This is a genomic window from Streptomyces sp. NPDC039609 (genome assembly GCF_055596705.1).
Window position 1 is genome coordinate 179,447 of record NZ_JBVIUJ010000006.1, and the last position, 17,309, is coordinate 196,755.

Here is a 17,309-nt window from a genome sequence, read left to right on the forward strand (position 1 = left end):
GCCTCAACTCACCTTGACCCAAGGGGCGTACAGGTCTTACGTTCTGAATGTGCGGCTTTTCGAAGTCGCCGCGGACACGAAGCCCCCGGTTGTTCCCCCGTGATCGGGGGCTTCGTTCTGCCCTGATCATCCCTTTCTCCGGCCCGTTGCCGACCTTGATGCTTACCCAGGGTCACGGCTACCGGATCATGCGCTTCTCCTTCGTCGCGCACGCTCTGTGCAGGTACGATGCCCCTCGGTGGGGTCATATCCCGTCCACGAGAAGGCGGTTCTGTACGGCTTCCGGCGGGCGCCCGCCCGCCGGGACAGCAACGGGGGCACGTTTTGTGGGGGACCCGATGGACATCGGCACGCAGGGCGGACAGGCCCCGGCCGAGCTCGCCTGGCTGCGGGGAGTCGACGCCTACACGATGGGCGCCTATCCGCAGGCGGAGGAAGAGTTCCGATCGGCGGTACGCGTCGATCCCGGCATGGCGGACGCCTGGCTCGGGCTGCACGCGCTGCGCGTGGACACCACCACCGCGCTGCTGCGGATGTACCGCAACCGCGACCGCTTCGGAGAACAGCGCGCCCGGCACCGCCGGACCCTGAACTCCTGGTACTGGCTGGGCTGGTGGGTGCAGCCGGTACTGGAGAGCCCGCGCGATCTGCTGCTCGCGCACGCCTCGCACTGGCTGGACGGACGCCACGTGCCGGAACTGGACCGGGCGTTGGCGGGACTGCCACCGGTCGACACCGATCCCCAGGTCCGCTTTCTGCACGCCTGCCGGTCCTATCTCGTCAAGGACTGGGACCAGTTGGTTCGCCACACCGACTCGCTCGTGAACGACCCTCTGCTCGGCATCGAGGCGGGACTCTTCGGCGGGATGGCCCGGGTCCGCCTGGAGATGTACAGCCAGGCGGAGCCACTGCTCTCGTCGGCGCTGATGCGGTGTCGCAGCGAGCAGCCGCAGCGCAAGGAGCTGCGCTACTGGCTGGCCCGGGCGCACGAGGGCACCGGGCGGAGCGCCGCCGCCCTGCCGCTCTACCGGGCCGTGCACCGGATCGACCCGGCGTTCATGGACACGGCCGCCCGGCTGGCGGCGATCGCCGAGTACGACGGCTTCGAGGGGCCGGACGACCCGGCGGGGCTCGCCACGGTCGCTCTCGGCGGTGCGGGGCAGGACACGGCCGACGCGACACAGACCGATCCCGAGGGGACGGCCCCCGACGCGCTTCGGCTGGGTACGGAGCCCGGCCCCCCGCCCGCTGCCGGCGGGCCGCCCGAACCCCCGGACGGCGTACGGCAGAAGGCAGTCGTCCCCCTGCAGCCGGCCCCGCCCCGCTTCCCCGCCAGCCCCACCGACCCTGCCCTGCTCGCCGAGGCGCTCGCCGAACTGGAGCGCATGGTCGGGATGGAGCCGGTGAAACGGCAGGTCAAGGCGTTGTCCGCGCAGCTGGAGATGGCCCGGCTGCGAGCCGGACAGGGCCTCCCCGTCCAACCGCCGAAACGTCACTTTGTTTTCTCCGGCCCCTCCGGCACCGGGAAGACCACCGTCGCCCGGATCCTCGGGCGGGTCTTCTACGCCCTCGGCCTGCTCGGCGGCGACCACCTCGTGGAGGCCCAACGCGCCGATCTGGTCGGCGAGTTCCTCGGTCAGACCGCCGTCAAGGCGAACGAGCTGATCGACTCGGCGATCGGCGGGGTCCTCTTCGTCGACGAGGCGTACTCGCTCTCCAACACCGGATACAGCAAGGGCGACGCGTACGGCGACGAGGCCCTTCAGGTACTCCTCAAGCGCGCCGAGGACAACCGGGACCACCTGGTGGTGATCCTGGCCGGCTATCCCGAGGGCATGGACCGGCTGCTCGCCACCAACCCCGGGCTCTCCTCACGGTTCACGACCCGGGTCGACTTCCCCTCGTACCGTCCGCTCGAACTGACCGCGATCGGCGAGGTGCTGGCGGCGGGGAACGGGGACTGCTGGGACGAGGAGGCCCTGGACGAGCTCCGCTCGATCAGCGGCCATGTCGTCGACCAGGGCTGGATCGACGAACTCGGCAACGGCCGGTTCCTGCGCACGCTGTACGAGAAGTCCTGCGCCTACCGGGACCTCCGGCTGTCCGGCTACCCGAGCACCCCGACGCGCGACGACCTGGCCACCTTACGCCTCGCCGATCTGATGCAGGCCTACGGCGAGGTCCTCTCGGGCCGCGGGCCGACGGCCCGGGGCCCCCAGGAGCCACCGGGCATGTGACGACCGTGGCCCGCCGGACGCGTACGCCCGGCGGGCCGCCGTCAGCCCGCCAGCGCCTGGGCCGACCGCTCGGGGCGCTGTTCGCCCAGCGGCACGGCGGTGATCACCTCGGTTCGGTGCGCGGGGTCACGGACCTCGCCGACCAGCGTCTCCAGGACGTCCTCCAGCGTGACCAGCCCGAGGACGCGGCCGGAGCCGTCCGCGACCTGTGCGAGGTGGGTGGCCGCGCGGCGCATCACGGTGAGGGCGTCGTCGAGCGGCAGCTCGGCGCGGACCGTCGCCATGGGGCGCCAGATGTGCTGGGGCACCGCCCGCTCCCGCTCCTCCAGGTCGAGGACGTCCTTGACGTGCACGAAGCCCATGAACGTCCCACGCCCCTCGACGCACACCGGGAAGCGCGAGTAGCCGGTGCGCACGGTGAGCTCCTCGATCTCCCTCGGGGTGACGGACGGGGTGACCGTCACCAGGGTCGCCGGGGCGATGAGGACGTCCGTCACCGGGCGGCTGCCCAGTTCGAGGGCGTCCTCGAGACGCTCCTGCTCCGCCGGGTCGAGCAGTCCGGCCAGGCCCGCGTCCTCGACCAGCCGGCCGAGCTGCACCCGGGTGAAGACCGCCTCGACCTCGTCCTTCGGCTCCACGTGGAAAGCCCGCAGCACCACTCGGGCGCAGGCTCCGAGCGCCCGGGTCACCGGCCGGCAGATCCGGGCGAATCCGACCAGCCCGGGCCCGAGCCACAGCGCGGTCCTCTCCGGCGCCGCCATCGCGAGGTTCTTCGGGACCATCTCGCCGATGACGAGGTGGAGGGAGACGACCGCGGCGAGCGCCAGGACGTACCCCAGCGGGTGGATCAGCCCGTCGGGCACGTGCACCGCGTGGAAGAGCGGTTCGAGGAGGTGCGCCACGGTCGGCTCGGCAACCGCGCCCAGGGTCAACGAGCAGACGGTGATGCCGAACTGGGCGGCGGCCATCATCTGCGGAAGGTTCTCCAGGCCGTACAGGACCTTGCGCGCCCGCTTGCCGCCGAGCGGCTCGATCTGGCTGCGGCGTACGGAGACGAGCGCGAACTCGGCGCCGACGAAGAAGCCGTTGGCCACCACCAGCAGGACGGCGAACAGCAGCTGGACCATGCTCATCGGACGGCCTCCGGCACCAGGGGCAGTTCGGCGGTCCTGACGATTCGCACCCGCTCGGCGCGGTAGCGGTCCACCTGCCGCACAGACAGCCGCCAGCCCGGGAGTTCGGCCCGGTCCCCGGGAGCCGGGATGCGGCCGAGGAGATCGGCGACGAGCCCCGCGACCGTCTCGTACGGCCCGTCGGGCACATCGAGGCCTATCCGGTGCAGGGTGTGGACCCGGCACGAACCGTCGGCCTCCCAGGTGGGCCGGCCGTCCTCGGCGGCCACGGCGGCCAGCTCGGGCCGCTCGTCGACCGCGGTGTCGTGCTCGTCGCGGACCTCGCCGACGAGCTCCTCCACGATGTCCTCCAGGGTGACGACCCCGGCCGTGCCGCCGTACTCGTCGACGACCACGGCGATCGGCTGCTCCCGGCGCAGGCGCTCCAGGAGCGTCTGGGCCGGCAGGGTCTCGGGGACGAGCAGCGGCGGCACGGCGATACGGCCGACCGGCGTGCGCAGCCGCTCGTGCAGGGGCACGGCGAGCGCGTCCTTGAGGTGGACCATGCCGACGATCTCGTCGATGCGCTCGCGGTAGACGGGAAAGCGGGAGAGCCCGGTGGCGCGGGTGAGGTTGAGGACGTCGGCCGCGGTGGCGTCCGACTGGAGCGCGCTCATCCGCACCCGCGGTGTCATGACCTGCTCGGCCGTGAGCCCGCCCAGGGACAGGGTCCGTACGAAGAGATCGGCGGTGTCCTGTTCCAGCGCGCCCGCCCGGGCGGAGTGCCGGGCCAGCGAGACCAGCTCGCCGGGGGTACGGACCGAGTCGAGCTCGTCGGTGGGCTCGACGCCCAGGAGCCGGACCAGCCGGTTGGCGACCCTGTTCAGCAGGGCGATCACCGGCCGGAAGGCGGACGAGAAGAGGTGCTGGGGGCCTGCCACGAACCGTGCCACCTGGAGCGGGCGGGAGACCGCCCAGTTCTTGGGGACGAGTTCGCCGATCACCATCTGCACCGCCGAGGCGAGCAGCATGCCGATCACGACGGCGACACCGGAGACGGCGCCCTCGGGCAGTCCGGTCGCGGTGAGGGGCCCGTCGAGGAGCTGGGCGAGGGCGGGCTCGGCGAGCATTCCGACGACGAGCGAGGTGATCGTGATGCCGAGCTGGGTGCCGGAGAGCTGGAAGGACAGCTCACCGAGGGCCTTGACGACGGTGCGGGCGCGCCGGTCACCGGCGGCCGCGGCCCGTTCGGCGTCGGGGCGTTCCACGGTGACGAGGCCGAACTCGGCCGCCACGAAGAAGCCGTTGGCGAGGATCAGGAGGAAGGCTGCGGCGAGCAGCAGAAGGGGGGTGATCATGCCGCCGCCTCCGTGGAGGGGGCGGCGCAGGTACTACCGGACGATCCGTCCATTGCCGGAGGGAGTCACTCCTCGGGTCGCAGGGAGGCCCCGCGGGCCGCGGCAGCGGCCCTGCACATGCGAGGCGGTGGTGCCGCTCGGCACCACCGCCTCCAGAGTAATCACGCCGACCCCGTGCAGGGCAGGGGGTCGGCCCCCGTATGGGGGACCCTCGGCCCCCGCCGGGGCCGTCGGGCTCAGCTCGCGTCCGGTCCGGTGCCGCGGCTGTCGGCCAGCGCGCGCAGGGCGCGGGCGTCACGGATGGCCTGCTCCTTGGCGATGCCGGGCTGGATGCCGAGCGCGGGCATGCTCGTGCCGTCGCTCAGGTCCAGGAAGACCCAGGCGTCGCCGGGCCGCAGGTTGACCCGCAGGATCTCGGCCCACGCGAGTCGGCGTGTCCGGGTGATGTTGACGACGGTGACACCGCTGTCGTCGGCGACGACCTTGGGGCGGCTGAGGAGCGTCAGCACTCCGAGGAAGAGGGCCGCGGTGACGATGAAGCTCGCGCGCTCCCCCGGCCCCAGCTTCTCCAGCATCAGCGCGACGGCGGTGATGACGGCGAACATCACCGTTCCGATCGTCAGCAGGACCGCTCGGGTGCGGGCCGGCCGGAAGGTGACCGGAAGGGTGGGGAGGGGTGCATCGGACATCGGTTCGTCGTTCCTTCGTGCCTGCGGGAGGGTCAGAGGCGGCAGGCGTGGATGGCCGTCGTCAGGATGGCGCGGGCACCCAGCTCGTACAGGTCGTCCATGATCCGCTGCGACTCCTTGGCCGGGACCATGGCCCGGACGGCGACCCAGCCCTCGTTGTGCAGGGGGGAGATCGTGGGCGACTCCAGGCCCGGGGTGAGGGCGACGGCCTGCTCCAGGTGCTCGGCGCGGCAGTCGTAGTCCATCATCACGTAGGACCGGGCGACCAGGACGCCCTGGAGGCGGCGCAGGAACTGCTGGACCTGCGGCTGGTCGGCGTCGGCGCCGTTGCGCCGGACGACCACGGCCTCGGACCTGAGGATCGGCTCGCCGATGACCTCGAGGCCGGCGTTGCGCAGGCTGGTGCCGGTCTCGACGACGTCGGCGATGATCTGCGCGACACCGAGCTGGATGGCGGTCTCGACGGCGCCGTCGAGGTGGACGACGGAGGCGTCGATCCCCTGGTCGGCGAGGTGCTTGGCGACGATGCCCTCGTAGGAGGTGGCGATCGTCATTCCGTGGAAGTCCTCGGGGCCGTTCGCGGTGCCGGGCCGGGTGGCGTAGCGGAAGGTCGACCGGCCGAAGTTCAACGGGAGGATCTCCTCGGCGTTGGCTCCGGAGTCGAGCAGCAGGTCACGGCCGGTGATGCCGATGTCGAGCTTGCCCGAGGCCACGTAGATCGCGATGTCCTTGGGCCGCAGGTAGAAGAACTCGACCTCGTTCTCGGGGTCGATGACCACGAGCTCCTTGGACTCCTTGCGCTGGCGGTAGCCGGCCTCATGGAGCATCGCCGACGCAGGTCCGGACAGTGAACCCTTGTTGGGGACGGCGATGCGCAGCATGGGATGAGCTTCCTTTGCCTGGGAGTGTTGGGGAGGGTGTGTGACGGATGCGCTCAGAGGTGGGCGTAGACGTCGTCGAGGGAGATCCCGCGGGCGACCATCATCACCTGGACGTGGTACAGCAGCTGCGAGATCTCCTCGGCGGCGGCTTCCTTGCCCTCGTACTCGGCGGCCATCCAGACCTCGGCGGCCTCCTCGACGACCTTCTTGCCGATGGCATGGACGCCCTTGTCCACCAGTTCCGCGGTGCGGGAGGTGGCCGGGTCGCCGTTCTCGGCCTTGAGCTTGAGCTCGGCGAAGAGCTCTTCGAAGGTTTTGTTCGCCATGATGGTCCTAAGAGTACGGGGTGTAAGGAGGCGGGCGCGCAGCGCCTCCGTCGAGGGGTGGTGGTCGGGCGACCTGCGGGGACTTAGCGCCAGGGTTCACTGACCGTGCGCAGCGTCGTCGCGGTGGCGACGGCGGCGGTGACGGCCTCGTGGCCCTTGTCCTCACGGGAGCCTTCGAGGCCGGCCCGGTCGAGAGCCTGCTCCTCGTTGTCCACGGTCAGGACGCCGAATCCGATGGGTACGCCGGTGTCGATCGAGACCTGGGTGAGGCCGTGGGTGACGCCCTGGCACACGTACTCGAAGTGCGGGGTTCCGCCACGGATGACGACGCCGAGGGCCACGACGGCATCGTAGCCGCGACCCGCGAGGACCTTCGCCACCACGGGCAGCTCGAAGCTGCCGGGGACGCGCAGCAGCGTCGGCTCGTCGATGCCGAGCTCGTGCAGGGCCCGCAGGGCTCCGTCGACGAGTCCGTCCATGATCTTCTCGTGCCACTGCGCCGCGACGACCGCGACCCGGAGGTCGCCGCAGTTCTTCACGCTGAGGACGGGTGCGCCCTTGCCGCTCATGTCTCTCCTAGCTCGGTGCTGATCGCTGACTTACTGGTTGCCGCAGGTGGACGCGGTCTCCGCGTCCAGCCAGGGCAGGTCGTGACCCATCCGGTCCCGCTTGGTGCGCAGGTAGCGGAGGTTGTGCTCGCCCGCCTGGACCGCCATGGCCTCGCGGCCCTCGACCTTCAGGCCGTGCCGGGTGAGGGCGGAGATCTTGTCGGGGTTGTTGGTCATCAGCCGCAGGCTGCGCACCCCGAGGTCGGCGAGGATCTGCGCGCCGGCCGCGTAGTCGCGGGCGTCGGCGGGCAGGCCCAGCTCCAGGTTGGCGTCGAGGGTGTCGCGGCCGCGCTCCTGGAGCTCGTACGCGCGCAGCTTGGACAGCAGGCCGATGCCGCGTCCCTCGTGGCCGCGCAGGTAGACGACGACTCCGCGGCCGGCCTCGGTGATGCGTTCCATGGAGGCCTGGAGCTGCGGGCCGCAGTCGCAGCGCAGCGAGTGGAAGATGTCGCCGGTCAGGCACTCGGAGTGGACCCGGACCAGGACGTCCTCGCCGTCGCCGATCTCGCCGTGGACGAGGGCGACGTGCTCGACGCCGTCGACGGTGGAGCGGTAGCCGTACGCGGTGAACTCGCCGTGCGCGGTCGGCAGCTGCACCTCGGCCTCACGGCGGACCGTCGGCTCGGCGGAGCGGCGGTAGGCGATGAGGTCCTCGATCGAGATGATCGTGAGGCCGTGCTTGCGGGCGAACGGGACCAGCTCGGGCAGGCGCAGCATCACGCCGTCCTCGCCGGCGATCTCGACGATCGCGCCGGCCGGGCGCAGCCCGGCGAGGCGGGCGAGGTCGACGGCGGCCTCGGTGTGGCCGTTGCGGGCCAGGACACCGCCGGGCTTGGCGCGCAGCGGGAAGATGTGGCCGGGGCGGACGAAGTCACCGGGCTCGTGCTCGCCACTCGCCAGCATCCGCAGCGTGGTGGCGCGGTCGGCGGCGGAGATGCCGGTGGTGACACCGTGGGCCGGGGCCGCGTCGACGGAGACGGTGAAGGCCGTCCGCATCGACTCGGTGTTGTGCTCGACCATCTGCGGGAGCTGGAGGCGCTCGAGCTCGTCGTTCTCCATGGGGGCGCAGATCAGGCCCCGGCACTCGCTCATCATGAAGGCGACGACCTCGGGGGTGGCCTTCTCGGCGGCGATGACGAGGTCGCCCTCGTTCTCGCGGTCCTCGTCGTCGACGACGACGACGGGCCTGCCGGCGGCGATGTCGCGGATGGCCTGCTCGACGGGGTCGAGGGACAGGTCGGTGATGTCCCAGATCGGCAGCGCGCTCATGCCGCGCCCCTTTCGTTCGCTTCTCCGCCTGCGCGGCGCAGAGGTACGGGCATGACTGTCGGCTGCGGCCCGGTGGCCGCGCACGCGTCGCTCACAGCATGGCTCCTTCCAGGGAGGGCTTGGCGTCGGTGCGCGTCCGGAGCCACCAGTCGCGCATGCCCCAGATGACGAGGGCGAAGTAGATCACGTAGACCAGGCCGGAGAAGGCGAGGCCGCTGTTGAAGGCGAGGGGGACGCCGACCAGGTCGACGAGGAGCCAGGCGAACCAGAACTCGACCAGGCCGCGGGCCTGGGCGACCATCGCGACGAGCGTGCCGACGAAGATGTACGCGTCGGCCCACGGGCTCCAGGAGAGCGACGGGTAGAGGGTGAACAGGCCGCCGACGGCGAGGGTGCCGAGGACCGCGCCGGCGAGGAGCAGTCCGCGCTCCTTCCAGCTCGCGAAGCGGACGGCGATGGAGCCGTCCTGGGCCTGCTGCCTGCCACGGTTCCACTGCCACCAGCCCCAGGCGGCGACGCCGATGACCAGCAGCTGCTTGCCGACACCGCCGCTGAGGTGGGCGGAGGCGTAGGCGCCGACGAGGATGACGCCGGAGAGCAGCTGCGCGGGCCAGGTGAGTATGGAGCGCCGCCAGCCGAGCGCGAGGGCGATCAGACCGATCGTGTTGCCGATCATGTCGGACCACATGATGTGCTGGTCGAGGACCGTGAACGCCTCGGAGTTGAGCCAGTTCACTTGACGTCGTCCTTGGCGTTCGGGCCGAGCAGCCGCTCGACGTACTTGGCGATCACGTCCACTTCGAGGTTGACCGGGTCGCCGCTCTGCTTGATGCCGAGCGTGGTCAGCGCGAGGGTGGTGGGGATGAGGCTGATGGTGAACCAGTCGTCGGCGACCTCGACGACGGTGAGGCTGACGCCGTCGACCGTGATGGAGCCCTTCTCGACGACGTAGCGCGAGAGGTGTGCGGGCAGGGCGACCTTGACGATCTCCCAGTTCTCCGACGGGGTCCGGTCGAGGATCGCGCCGGTGCCGTCGACGTGTCCCTGGACGATGTGTCCACCGAGGCGGTCGCCGACCGCCATCGGACGCTCCAGGTTGACGCGGGAGCCGACCTCGAGGGCGCCGAGCGAGGAGCGCTTGAGCGTCTCCTCCATCACGTCGGCGGTGAACTCGCCGCCGCCGAACTCGACGACCGTGAGACAGACACCGTTCACCGCGATGGAGTCCCCGTGCTTGGCGCCTTCCGTGACCAGGGGTCCACGCAGGCGGAAGCGGGAGGCATCCGTCAGCTTCTCGACGGCGGTGACCTCGCCCAGTTCTTCGACGATTCCGGTGAACACGGTCAGGCTCCCTTGAGGGTCGCGGTGATACGGAGATCGGGTCCGATGCGCACGGTCTCGGTGACGTCGAGCCGCAACGCGTCGGTGATGGTGGTGATTCCGGCGTCGGCGAGGGCGTTCGGGCCCGCGCCGAGGAGGACGGGGGCGAGATAGCCGACGACCTGGTCGACGGCTCCCGCGGCGACGAAGGCGCCGGCCAGGGTCGGCCCGCCTTCGAGGAGGACGGAGCGCACGCCCTGCTGGTGGAGCATGGCGAGGAGCTCCGGGATGTCGAGGCCGCCGCCGGGGGCGCGGGACAGCCGCCACGTCTCGGGAAAGTGGGCGGTGTCCTCCGGGAGGACGTCCTCGGCCACGGCGATCACGGTGCGGGCCGCGTCGTCGAGGACCCGGGCGCCGGGCTTCACGGCGCTCGCCTCGGTGTCGACGACCACCCGGAGCGGCTGGTCGGCGCCTTCGATGTCCCGTACGGCCAGGTGGGGGTCGTCGGTGCGGGCGGTGCCGGAGCCGACGACGACGGCGTCGGACTCGGCGCGCAGCCGGTGGACGTCGGCGCGGGACTCGGCGGAGGTGATCCAGCGGGAGGTCCCGTCGGCGGCGGCGATCCGGCCGTCGAGGGTGGCGGCGTACTTCCAGCGGACGAAGGGGCGGCCGAGGCGTACGGAGGTGAGCCAGGCGATGTTGCCCGCCTCGGCCTCGTCCTCCAGAAGGCCCTGCTCGACCTCGACGCCGGCCGCGCGCAGGGTGTCGGCACCCCCGGTGGCCTGCGGGTTCGGGTCGCCGACCGCGTACACGACCCGGCTGATCCCGGCCTCGACGAGCGCCTGGGCGCAGGGGCCGGTGCGGCCGGTGTGGTTGCAGGGTTCGAGGGTGACGTAGGCGGTGCCGCCGCGGGCGAGGACGCCGGCCGCGCGCAGGGCGTGGATCTCGGCGTGCGGGCCGCCGGCGCGCTGGTGGAAGCCCTCGCCGACCTGGTGTCCGGAGGCGTCGAGAATGACGCAGCCGACGATCGGGTTGGGGCTGGTGGAGCCGAGACCACGGGCGGCGAGCGCGATGGCGCGTCGCATGGCGGTGATGTCGGTCGGCTCTGCCACCGGGTCCTCCTGCCTCTTCGGGCACGGACTCCGGGGCCTGTCGATGACGACAGAGAGCGGGTACGACACTACGCACGGGGATGCCAAGGCCGGACATACCGGTCGCCGACGAGGGCGACCAGCGGCGATACGGCCGAAGCGCCCCCTTGAAGGGTCGCCCGCCGCGCACTGCCTCCCATCCGGACTTTCACCGTCGGTCCAGGAATTTCACCTGGTCAACCGACCGCTGGCTGCGGACGGGTCGCGGACTATACCGCCGGTTCGGAATTACACCGACCCCGGAGTGCGCTGCTGCTGATACAGGGCCAGTGTGCCACGGCCGATCGCCCCCCATGCGGGTGAGGCCCTGTGGGCTGGCTCACAGCGCCCCATGAACTCTTCCGATGGTCCAGACCTATTGACGCACTGGTCTAGTCCTCTTAATCTCCGTGTCACCTCCGAGGTACGGCCCGCCGGCGTGCGCACTCCACGGGCCCAACACGACCCACCCGTTTGTTCGTTGTGTTCTTTCACCTCCCCAGGAGGAACCGATCGTGTTGTCCCCCACGAAGACGAGAGCCTCGCTGCTCGCGTCCGGCGCGGCCGTCGCCGGGCTGCTGATCAGCTCCCTCGCCGGCGGTGTCTCGCATGCCGCCGACAACGAGAGCTGTCGCCCCGACGGGCTGTACAAGACCCCCGGTGTCGACGTCCCGTACTGCTCGGTCTACGACACCGAAGGCCGCGAGAAGATGGGCGCGGACCACCAGCGCCGGGTCATCGGCTATTTCACCGGCTGGCGCACCGGCAAGAACGGCGAGCCCGCCTATCTCGCCAACAACATCCCGTGGGACAAGATCACCCACATCAACTACGCCTTCGGACACATCGGTTCCGACAACAAGCTGTCCGTCGGCACGGACGGCCCGAACAACGCGGCCACCGGGATGACCTGGCCCGGTGTCGCCGGCGCGGAGATGGACCCGGCGTACGCCTACAAGGGCCACTTCAATCTGCTCAACAAGTTCAAGAAGCAGCACCCGGACGTCAAGACGCTGATCTCGGTCGGCGGCTGGGCCGAGACCGGCGGCTTCTTCGACGACAACGGAACCCGCGTGAACTCCGGCGGCTTCTACTCGATGGCCACCAACGCCGACGGTTCGGTCAACCAGGCCGGGATCGACACGTTCGCGGACTCGGCCGTCTCCTTCATCAAGAAGTACGGATTCAACGGCGTCGACATCGACTACGAGTACCCGACGACGATGAAGGACGCCGGCAACCCGCTCGACTGGCAGCTCGCCAACGCGCGCCGCGCGGGCCTCGTCCAGGGCTACGCGGCCCTGATGAAGACGCTGCGCGAGAAGCTCGACCGGGCCGGTGCCGCCGACGGCAAGCACTACATGCTGACGGTCGCCGCGCCCTCCTCCGGCTATCTGCTGCGCGGCATGGAGACCTTCCAGATGCAGAAGTATCTGGACTACGTCAACATCATGTCCTACGACCTGCACGGCGCCTGGAACGAGTACGTCGGCCCCAACGCCTCGCTCTTCGACGACGGCAAGGACGCCGAGCTCGCGGCCGCCGGGGTCTACGGCTCCCAGCAGTACGGCGGCATCGGCTACCTCAACACCGACTGGGCGTACCACTACTTCCGCGGCTCCATGCCGGCCGGCCGGATCAACATCGGTCTGCCGTACTACACCCGCGGTCACAAGAACGTGCAGGGCGGCACCGACGGCCTGTGGGGCAAGGCGTCCGCGACCACCTGCCCGGCCGGCGCGGGCCTGACCAAGTGCGGTGACGGCGCCGTCGGCATCGACAACCTGTGGCACGACAAGGACACCAACGGTGCCGAGTCCCCGGCCGGCTCCAACCCGATGTGGCACGCCAAGAACCTGGAGAAGGGGATCGTCGGCGACTACGTCACGCAGTACGGCTTCCCGGCGAACACCACGCTGACCGGCACCTACGCCCGCAAGTACGACTCGACCCTGGTCGCGCCGTGGCTGTGGAACGCACAGAAGAAGGTCTTCCTCTCCACCGAGGACGAGCAGTCGGTGGCCGCCAAGGCCGACTACGTGATCAGCAAGGGCATCGGCGGCACGATGGTCTGGGAGATGGCCGGCGACTACGCCTGGAACGCGGGCAAGGGCCAGTACGAGATGGGCTCCACGCTCACCGCTCTGATGTACGACAAGTTCAAGGCCGCCACCCCGTACGGCGCGAAGAAGTCGAACACCGCGCTGCCGACGCAGGCCGTGAACGTCGGCGTGGAGTTCACCGAGTTCAAGCTGGGCGACTCCAACTACCCGATCACCCCGAAGATCAAGATCACCAACAACACGGCCACCGCGCTGCCGGGCGGCACGGAGTTCCAGTTCGACTACGCGACCGCCGCGCCGGGCAACGCCTCCGACCAGTCCGGTTTCGGCACGAAGGTGATCAGCAGCGACCACACCGGCAACAACGTGGGCGGCCTGAAGGGCGACTTCCACCGGGTGTCGCTGAAGCTTCCGGCCTGGCAGTCGCTCGCCCCGGGCGCGACAGTGGACCTGGCGTTCAACTACTACCTGCCGGTCTCCACGCCGTCCAACTGGACGGTGAACATCAGCGGTACGACGTACGCGCTCGCCGGTGACCTCGGGCGCGGTACGACGGTGGTGGAGCCGGGCGGCTCCACGCCGACCCCGACCCCGACGCCCACGCCGACCGGTCCGACGCCGACCCCGACGGGTCCGACCCCGACGCCGACCGGTGGCACCTGCACCGCCCCGGCGTACGTGGCCGGCACGGTGTACAACGCGGGCAACGAGGTGTCCCACAAGGGCCACAAGTGGAAGGCCCAGTGGTGGACCCAGAACGAGGAGCCGGGCACGACCGGCGAGTGGGGCGTCTGGAAGGACCTCGGCACCTGCTGACGCCCTGACCTCCGCATGAACGCCCGGCGGCGGAACTCACGGCCCTTGCCGCCGCCGGGTCCTCACCGCGTCCTCGCCGCGGTCCGCGTGTGCGGGCCGCGGCGAAGGCGTTCACGCTGGAGACATGACCACGATCCTGGTGACCGGCGGCACGGGCACACTGGGCGGTCCCGTCTGCGAGAAGCTGCGCACGGAGGGCCACGAGGTGCGGGTGCTCAGTCGGCACTCGCCGCCGTACGCCGTCGATCTGCGCCGGGGCGGCCCGCTCCTGGACCGGGCCGTGGACGGCGTGGACGCGATCGTCCACTGCACGAACATCACGCGTCACGACGAGCAGGCGGCCCGGCTGCTGATCGAGGCCGCGCACCGGGCCGGGGTACCGCATCTGGTGTACATCTCGATCGTCGGCGTGGACCGCGTGCCGCTGGGCTACTACCGCGCGAAGTACGCGGTCGAGCGGCGGATCCAGCAGTCGGGGCTCGGCTGGACGATCCTGCGGACCACCCAGTTCCACGACCTGATCCTGAAACTCCTGGAGGGGTTGGCGAAGCCGCCGGTGATGCTGGTGCCGAAGGCCGTACGGGACCAGCCGGTGGAGGTCACCGAGGCCGCGTACCGCCTCGCGGAGCTCGCGGCGGGCCCGCCGGCCGGGCGTGTGGCGGACATGGGCGGCCCCGAGATCCGTACGTTCGCCGAGCTGGCCGCGGCCTATCTGCGGGCCGGCGGGAAGCAGCGGAGGATCGTCGAAGTCCCCCTGCCGGGCAAGGTCTACCGGGGACTGCGCCACGGAGGTCATCTCGCACCCGAGTCGGCGGTGGGGCGGGTGACGTTCGAGGAGTTCCTGGCGGCGCGGTTCGACGACGGAGGCGTTCCCGGCCGCCCCTCGCCCTAGTGCGGCCTGCACCACTTGGGCGCGTATCAGGCACTTTGCGGAGTTTCGGACGAATTGCCCACGACCTTCCGGCCATAGTGCGGGCATGACACGCACCCGCTTCCCCAGGCGCCCGCGCACCCGAGCCCGCGGCGCGCTGCTCTGCGCCGCCCTCCTCGCCGCGACCGTCCAGACCTCGGCCGCCGCGCCCGCGTTGGCGGAGGGACCCGGCCACCACGGCGACCGCGACTGTGTGAGGACCGAGCGTCCCCTCGACGGCACGGCCCGCAAGGTCCTGGACATCACCCGCAAGGCCAAGAAGGACCTCAAGCTGAACTCCGTCGAGCTGAAGGTCACCCTCGACGGCCGCGAGGTCCTCACCGACGCGCTCGGCGAGTCCATGACCGGGGTTCCGGCCCAGCCCGACATGCACTTCCGCGCCGGCTCCGTGGCCTTCGCCCACATCGGCACCACCCTCCTGCAGCTGGTCGAGGAGGGGAAGGTCTCGCTCGACGACACCGTGGAGCGCTGGCTGCCCGACGTCCCCAAGGCCGAGCAGATCACCCTGCGGATGCTGGCCTCCAACACCTCCGGCCTCCACGACTACGTGACGGACCCGGCGTTCCTGGCCGAGCTGGTGCCCCACCCGTTCCGCCAGTGGACCCCGAACGAGCTGCTGGCGTTCCCGTACAGCCACTCGTTCTGGTACGAGCCGGGCACCAACTGGAGCTACTCCCACGCCAACTACCTGCTCCTGAGCCAGGCGCTGGAGAAGATCACCGGTACCCGGATCGACGAGCTCCTGAAGGAGCGGATCTGGGGTCCCCTCGGGCTCCGCGACACGCAGAACAACTTCACTCCGGACATCCCGAGTCCGGTCCTCCACGCCTTCACGTCCGACCGCGGCATCTACGAGGAGTCGACCTTCTGGAACCCGTCGTGGACCACCGCGCCCGGCGCCGTCATCACCACGAACATCTGTGACCTGGCCCGATCGGCGCAGGCCATCGGCAGCGGCGAACTCCTCTCGCCCCGCTCGTACCGCACCTTCCTCGACCCGGGCACGGTGGGCCTGGGCGGCGGAACCTCCACATGTCCCGCCACGATCTGTCTGAAGCAGACCGAGGCCGCCCACTTCGGCCTGGGCATCATCGTGGTCAACACCTGGCTGGTCCAGAACCCGTCCTTCTCCGGCTACGCGGCGATCCAGGCGTATCTCCCCTCCGAGCGCCTCGCCATCGCGGTCTCCACGACCAAGACCGCGAACACGCCCGAAGGCAACACGGCCGAGGACGTCGCCGAGCTCATCGCGGCCGAGCTGGCCCCGGGCACCCCACTGACGATCAGCTGACCCGCGGGGCCCAGGGGGTGTCCGGTCCAGGGCCGGCCTCGGCCGGCTGGTCAGCCCCCTAGCCCTGCCGTCCGTGGCTGCCGTGCTCCGGCGGGCCGAAGAGCTCGTCCTGCGCGGCGTCGCGGGCGGCCAGGAGAGCGCCCCGGAGGACCGCCGCGTCGCCGAGCTCGGTGGCGCGGACCTCCGTGCGCAACGGCGAGAGCGCGGCGAGTTCGGCCTCGACGCGGGCGGCGAGCTCCCGGCCGCCACGGTGGCCGGTCTCGCCCCCGAGGACGACACAGCCCGGGTCGAGGACCGAGGCGACGGCCGCGGCGCCGACCGCGAGGCGACGGGCGAGGGCGTCGAGGAAGGGGCCGTGTCCCGAGGTGAGCGCGTCGGCCGGGTCAAGGCCGTGCTCGACGGCGAGGTCCTCCACCGCGGCCGCGCAGGCCAGCTCGTGGAAGCCGCCCTCGCAGCCGGTCGCCGAGGGCAGCCCCGACGTGCCGGGCACCGGCAGGAAGCCGAGCTCGCCGGCACCCCCGGAGGCCCCGCGACGCAGCCGGCCGTCCAGCACGACGGCCGCGCCGACGCCCTGGCCGAGCCAGAGCAGGACGAAGGTGTCGCGGTCACGGGCGGCCCCTGCGCGCTGCTCCGCGACGGCGGCGAGGTTGGTCTCGTTCTCGACCAGCACGGTCGCCGGCAGCCGCTCCTGGAGGGCGTCGATCAGCCTGCGGTGCCACTCGGGAAGCTGCGCCGAGTCGCGCAGCCCGCCGGTGGCGGGGTCGATCAGTCCGGGCGCGCCGACGGCGACGCTGTGCAGCCGCTCCACTCCGGCCGACTTCGCGGTCCGTTCGAGGAGGGAGACGGCCTTCTCGACCGCCGGTCCTGTCCCGTCCGCCCCGTCGATCGGCGCCGAGGCCTCCGCGAGCGTCCTGCCGAGCAGGTCGGAGACGGTGAGCGAGAGGGAGTCGGTCCGCACGTCGAGAGCGGCGAGGTGCGCGCGGTCGGCGACGATCCCGTACAGCTTGGCGTTCGGCCCGCGCCGCTCCGCGCCGGACTCCCCCACCACCCGGACGAGTCCCGAGCTCTGGAGCCGTTCGACGAGGTCGGCGACGGTGGGGCGGGAGAGGCCGGTCAGCGCCTTCAGCTGAGTCGCCGTCAACGGCCCTTCGTCCTGGAGCAGTCGCAGGGCGAGCCGGTCGTTGATGGCCCGGGCGGTGCTCGGAGATGCGGGCATGCCGGGATCCTCTCAGACTCTCGTACGTGGACCTCTCCCACCGATCTATTTATCAGGCAGGG

Annotated in this window: 15 protein-coding genes and 1 riboswitch; of the genes, 4 read left to right on the forward strand and 11 right to left on the reverse strand. The window is 71.0% G+C overall.

All coding sequences use genetic code 11. The annotated features are described in order from the left end of the window. Positions 1-338: 338 nt before the first annotated feature. Positions 339-2,237 carry an AAA family ATPase gene (locus ACZ561_RS19070; protein ID WP_470996291.1) on the forward strand — a complete coding sequence of 633 codons (1,899 nt, stop codon included), beginning with the start codon at positions 339-341 and terminating at the stop codon, positions 2,235-2,237. A 41-nt stretch (positions 2,238-2,278) separates the two neighbouring features. Here ACZ561_RS19070 and ACZ561_RS19075 read toward each other — a convergent pair whose 3' ends face one another. The 10 genes from ACZ561_RS19075 to ribD form a co-directional block, all read right to left on the reverse strand. Continuing rightward, positions 2,279-3,370, reverse strand: coding sequence for a hemolysin family protein (locus tag ACZ561_RS19075; RefSeq protein ID WP_470996294.1), 1,092 nt, complete (start codon positions 3,368-3,370; stop codon positions 2,279-2,281). Beyond that, positions 3,367-4,707, reverse strand: a complete 1,341-nt coding sequence (locus tag ACZ561_RS19080) for a hemolysin family protein (protein WP_470996297.1) — start codon at positions 4,705-4,707, stop codon at positions 3,367-3,369. The genes ACZ561_RS19075 and ACZ561_RS19080 overlap by 4 nt, the downstream gene beginning before the upstream one ends. Positions 4,708-4,943: 236 nt before the next feature. Next, complete coding sequence (locus ACZ561_RS19085) at positions 4,944-5,396, reverse strand: PH domain-containing protein (protein ID WP_470996300.1); 453 nt, start codon at positions 5,394-5,396, stop codon at positions 4,944-4,946. A 32-nt stretch (positions 5,397-5,428) separates the two neighbouring features. Further along, on the reverse strand, positions 5,429-6,277 hold the full coding sequence (gene hisG / locus ACZ561_RS19090; protein ID WP_470996303.1) for an ATP phosphoribosyltransferase: 849 nt from the start codon (positions 6,275-6,277) through the stop codon (positions 5,429-5,431). Positions 6,278-6,330: 53 nt separating this feature from the next. Then, positions 6,331-6,603 carry a phosphoribosyl-ATP diphosphatase gene (locus tag ACZ561_RS19095; protein WP_053643769.1) on the reverse strand — a complete coding sequence of 91 codons (273 nt, stop codon included), beginning with the start codon at positions 6,601-6,603 and terminating at the stop codon, positions 6,331-6,333. 83 nt (positions 6,604-6,686) lie between these two features. After that, positions 6,687-7,172 carry a 6,7-dimethyl-8-ribityllumazine synthase gene (gene ribH, locus ACZ561_RS19100; RefSeq protein WP_329122935.1) on the reverse strand — a complete coding sequence of 162 codons (486 nt, stop codon included), beginning with the start codon at positions 7,170-7,172 and terminating at the stop codon, positions 6,687-6,689. A gap of 30 nt (positions 7,173-7,202) precedes the next feature. Further along, the gene (locus ACZ561_RS19105) at positions 7,203-8,480 is read right to left on the reverse strand and encodes a bifunctional 3,4-dihydroxy-2-butanone-4-phosphate synthase/GTP cyclohydrolase II (RefSeq protein WP_470996305.1); all 1,278 of its coding nucleotides are present in this window, start codon (positions 8,478-8,480) and stop codon (positions 7,203-7,205) included. A gap of 91 nt (positions 8,481-8,571) precedes the next feature. Further along, a complete protein-coding gene (locus tag ACZ561_RS19110; RefSeq protein WP_470997171.1) occupies positions 8,572-9,168 on the reverse strand; it encodes a nicotinamide mononucleotide transporter family protein in 597 nt (198 codons plus the stop codon). 44 nt (positions 9,169-9,212) lie between these two features. Then, positions 9,213-9,821 carry a riboflavin synthase gene (locus ACZ561_RS19115; RefSeq protein ID WP_470996308.1) on the reverse strand — a complete coding sequence of 203 codons (609 nt, stop codon included), beginning with the start codon at positions 9,819-9,821 and terminating at the stop codon, positions 9,213-9,215. 2 nt (positions 9,822-9,823) lie between these two features. Next, the gene (gene ribD, locus ACZ561_RS19120; RefSeq protein ID WP_470997173.1) at positions 9,824-10,885 is read right to left on the reverse strand and encodes a bifunctional diaminohydroxyphosphoribosylaminopyrimidine deaminase/5-amino-6-(5-phosphoribosylamino)uracil reductase RibD; all 1,062 of its coding nucleotides are present in this window, start codon (positions 10,883-10,885) and stop codon (positions 9,824-9,826) included. A gap of 188 nt (positions 10,886-11,073) precedes the next feature. Continuing rightward, a riboswitch (FMN riboswitch) is annotated at positions 11,074-11,203 on the reverse strand. Between the two features lie 242 nt (positions 11,204-11,445). Between ribD and ACZ561_RS19125 the strand changes: the two genes are divergently transcribed. The 3 genes from ACZ561_RS19125 to ACZ561_RS19135 all read left to right on the forward strand — a co-directional run bounded on the left by ACZ561_RS19125 (position 11,446) and on the right by ACZ561_RS19135 (position 16,031). Beyond that, positions 11,446-13,809, forward strand: coding sequence for a chitinase C-terminal domain-containing protein (locus ACZ561_RS19125; protein WP_470996311.1), 2,364 nt, complete (start codon positions 11,446-11,448; stop codon positions 13,807-13,809). A 124-nt stretch (positions 13,810-13,933) separates the two neighbouring features. Beyond that, on the forward strand, positions 13,934-14,701 hold the full coding sequence (locus tag ACZ561_RS19130; protein ID WP_470996313.1) for an SDR family oxidoreductase: 768 nt from the start codon (positions 13,934-13,936) through the stop codon (positions 14,699-14,701). Between the two features lie 85 nt (positions 14,702-14,786). Next, positions 14,787-16,031, forward strand: a complete 1,245-nt coding sequence (locus ACZ561_RS19135; protein ID WP_470996316.1) for a serine hydrolase domain-containing protein — start codon at positions 14,787-14,789, stop codon at positions 16,029-16,031. A gap of 58 nt (positions 16,032-16,089) precedes the next feature. Here the strand turns inward: ACZ561_RS19135 and ACZ561_RS19140 are convergent, their stop codons facing one another. Next, positions 16,090-17,247, reverse strand: a complete 1,158-nt coding sequence (locus ACZ561_RS19140; RefSeq protein ID WP_470996319.1) for an ROK family transcriptional regulator — start codon at positions 17,245-17,247, stop codon at positions 16,090-16,092. Positions 17,248-17,309: the final 62 nt, after the last annotated feature.

Excerpts from the sequence above, each read along its gene's own strand:
- ACZ561_RS19110 (WP_470997171.1), bottom strand. The coding sequence starts at position 9,168 with ATGTGGTCCGACATGATCGGCAACACGATCGGTCTGATCGCCCTCGCG.
- ACZ561_RS19075 (WP_470996294.1), bottom strand. The coding sequence starts at position 3,370 with ATGAGCATGGTCCAGCTGCTGTTCGCCGTCCTGCTGGTGGTGGCCAAC.
- ACZ561_RS19135 (WP_470996316.1), top strand. The coding sequence starts at position 14,787 with ATGACACGCACCCGCTTCCCCAGGCGCCCGCGCACCCGAGCCCGCGGC.
- ribD (WP_470997173.1), bottom strand. The coding sequence starts at position 10,885 with ATGCGACGCGCCATCGCGCTCGCCGCCCGTGGTCTCGGCTCCACCAGC.
- ACZ561_RS19140 (WP_470996319.1), bottom strand. The coding sequence starts at position 17,247 with ATGCCCGCATCTCCGAGCACCGCCCGGGCCATCAACGACCGGCTCGCC.
- ribH (WP_329122935.1), bottom strand. The coding sequence starts at position 7,172 with ATGAGCGGCAAGGGCGCACCCGTCCTCAGCGTGAAGAACTGCGGCGAC.
- ACZ561_RS19085 (WP_470996300.1), bottom strand. The coding sequence starts at position 5,396 with ATGTCCGATGCACCCCTCCCCACCCTTCCGGTCACCTTCCGGCCGGCC.
- ACZ561_RS19095 (WP_053643769.1), bottom strand. The coding sequence starts at position 6,603 with ATGGCGAACAAAACCTTCGAAGAGCTCTTCGCCGAGCTCAAGCTCAAG.
- ACZ561_RS19080 (WP_470996297.1), bottom strand. The coding sequence starts at position 4,707 with ATGATCACCCCCCTTCTGCTGCTCGCCGCAGCCTTCCTCCTGATCCTC.
- ACZ561_RS19130 (WP_470996313.1), top strand. The coding sequence starts at position 13,934 with ATGACCACGATCCTGGTGACCGGCGGCACGGGCACACTGGGCGGTCCC.
- ACZ561_RS19105 (WP_470996305.1), bottom strand. The coding sequence starts at position 8,480 with ATGAGCGCGCTGCCGATCTGGGACATCACCGACCTGTCCCTCGACCCC.
- ACZ561_RS19070 (WP_470996291.1), top strand. The coding sequence starts at position 339 with ATGGACATCGGCACGCAGGGCGGACAGGCCCCGGCCGAGCTCGCCTGG.
- hisG (WP_470996303.1), bottom strand. The coding sequence starts at position 6,277 with ATGCTGCGCATCGCCGTCCCCAACAAGGGTTCACTGTCCGGACCTGCG.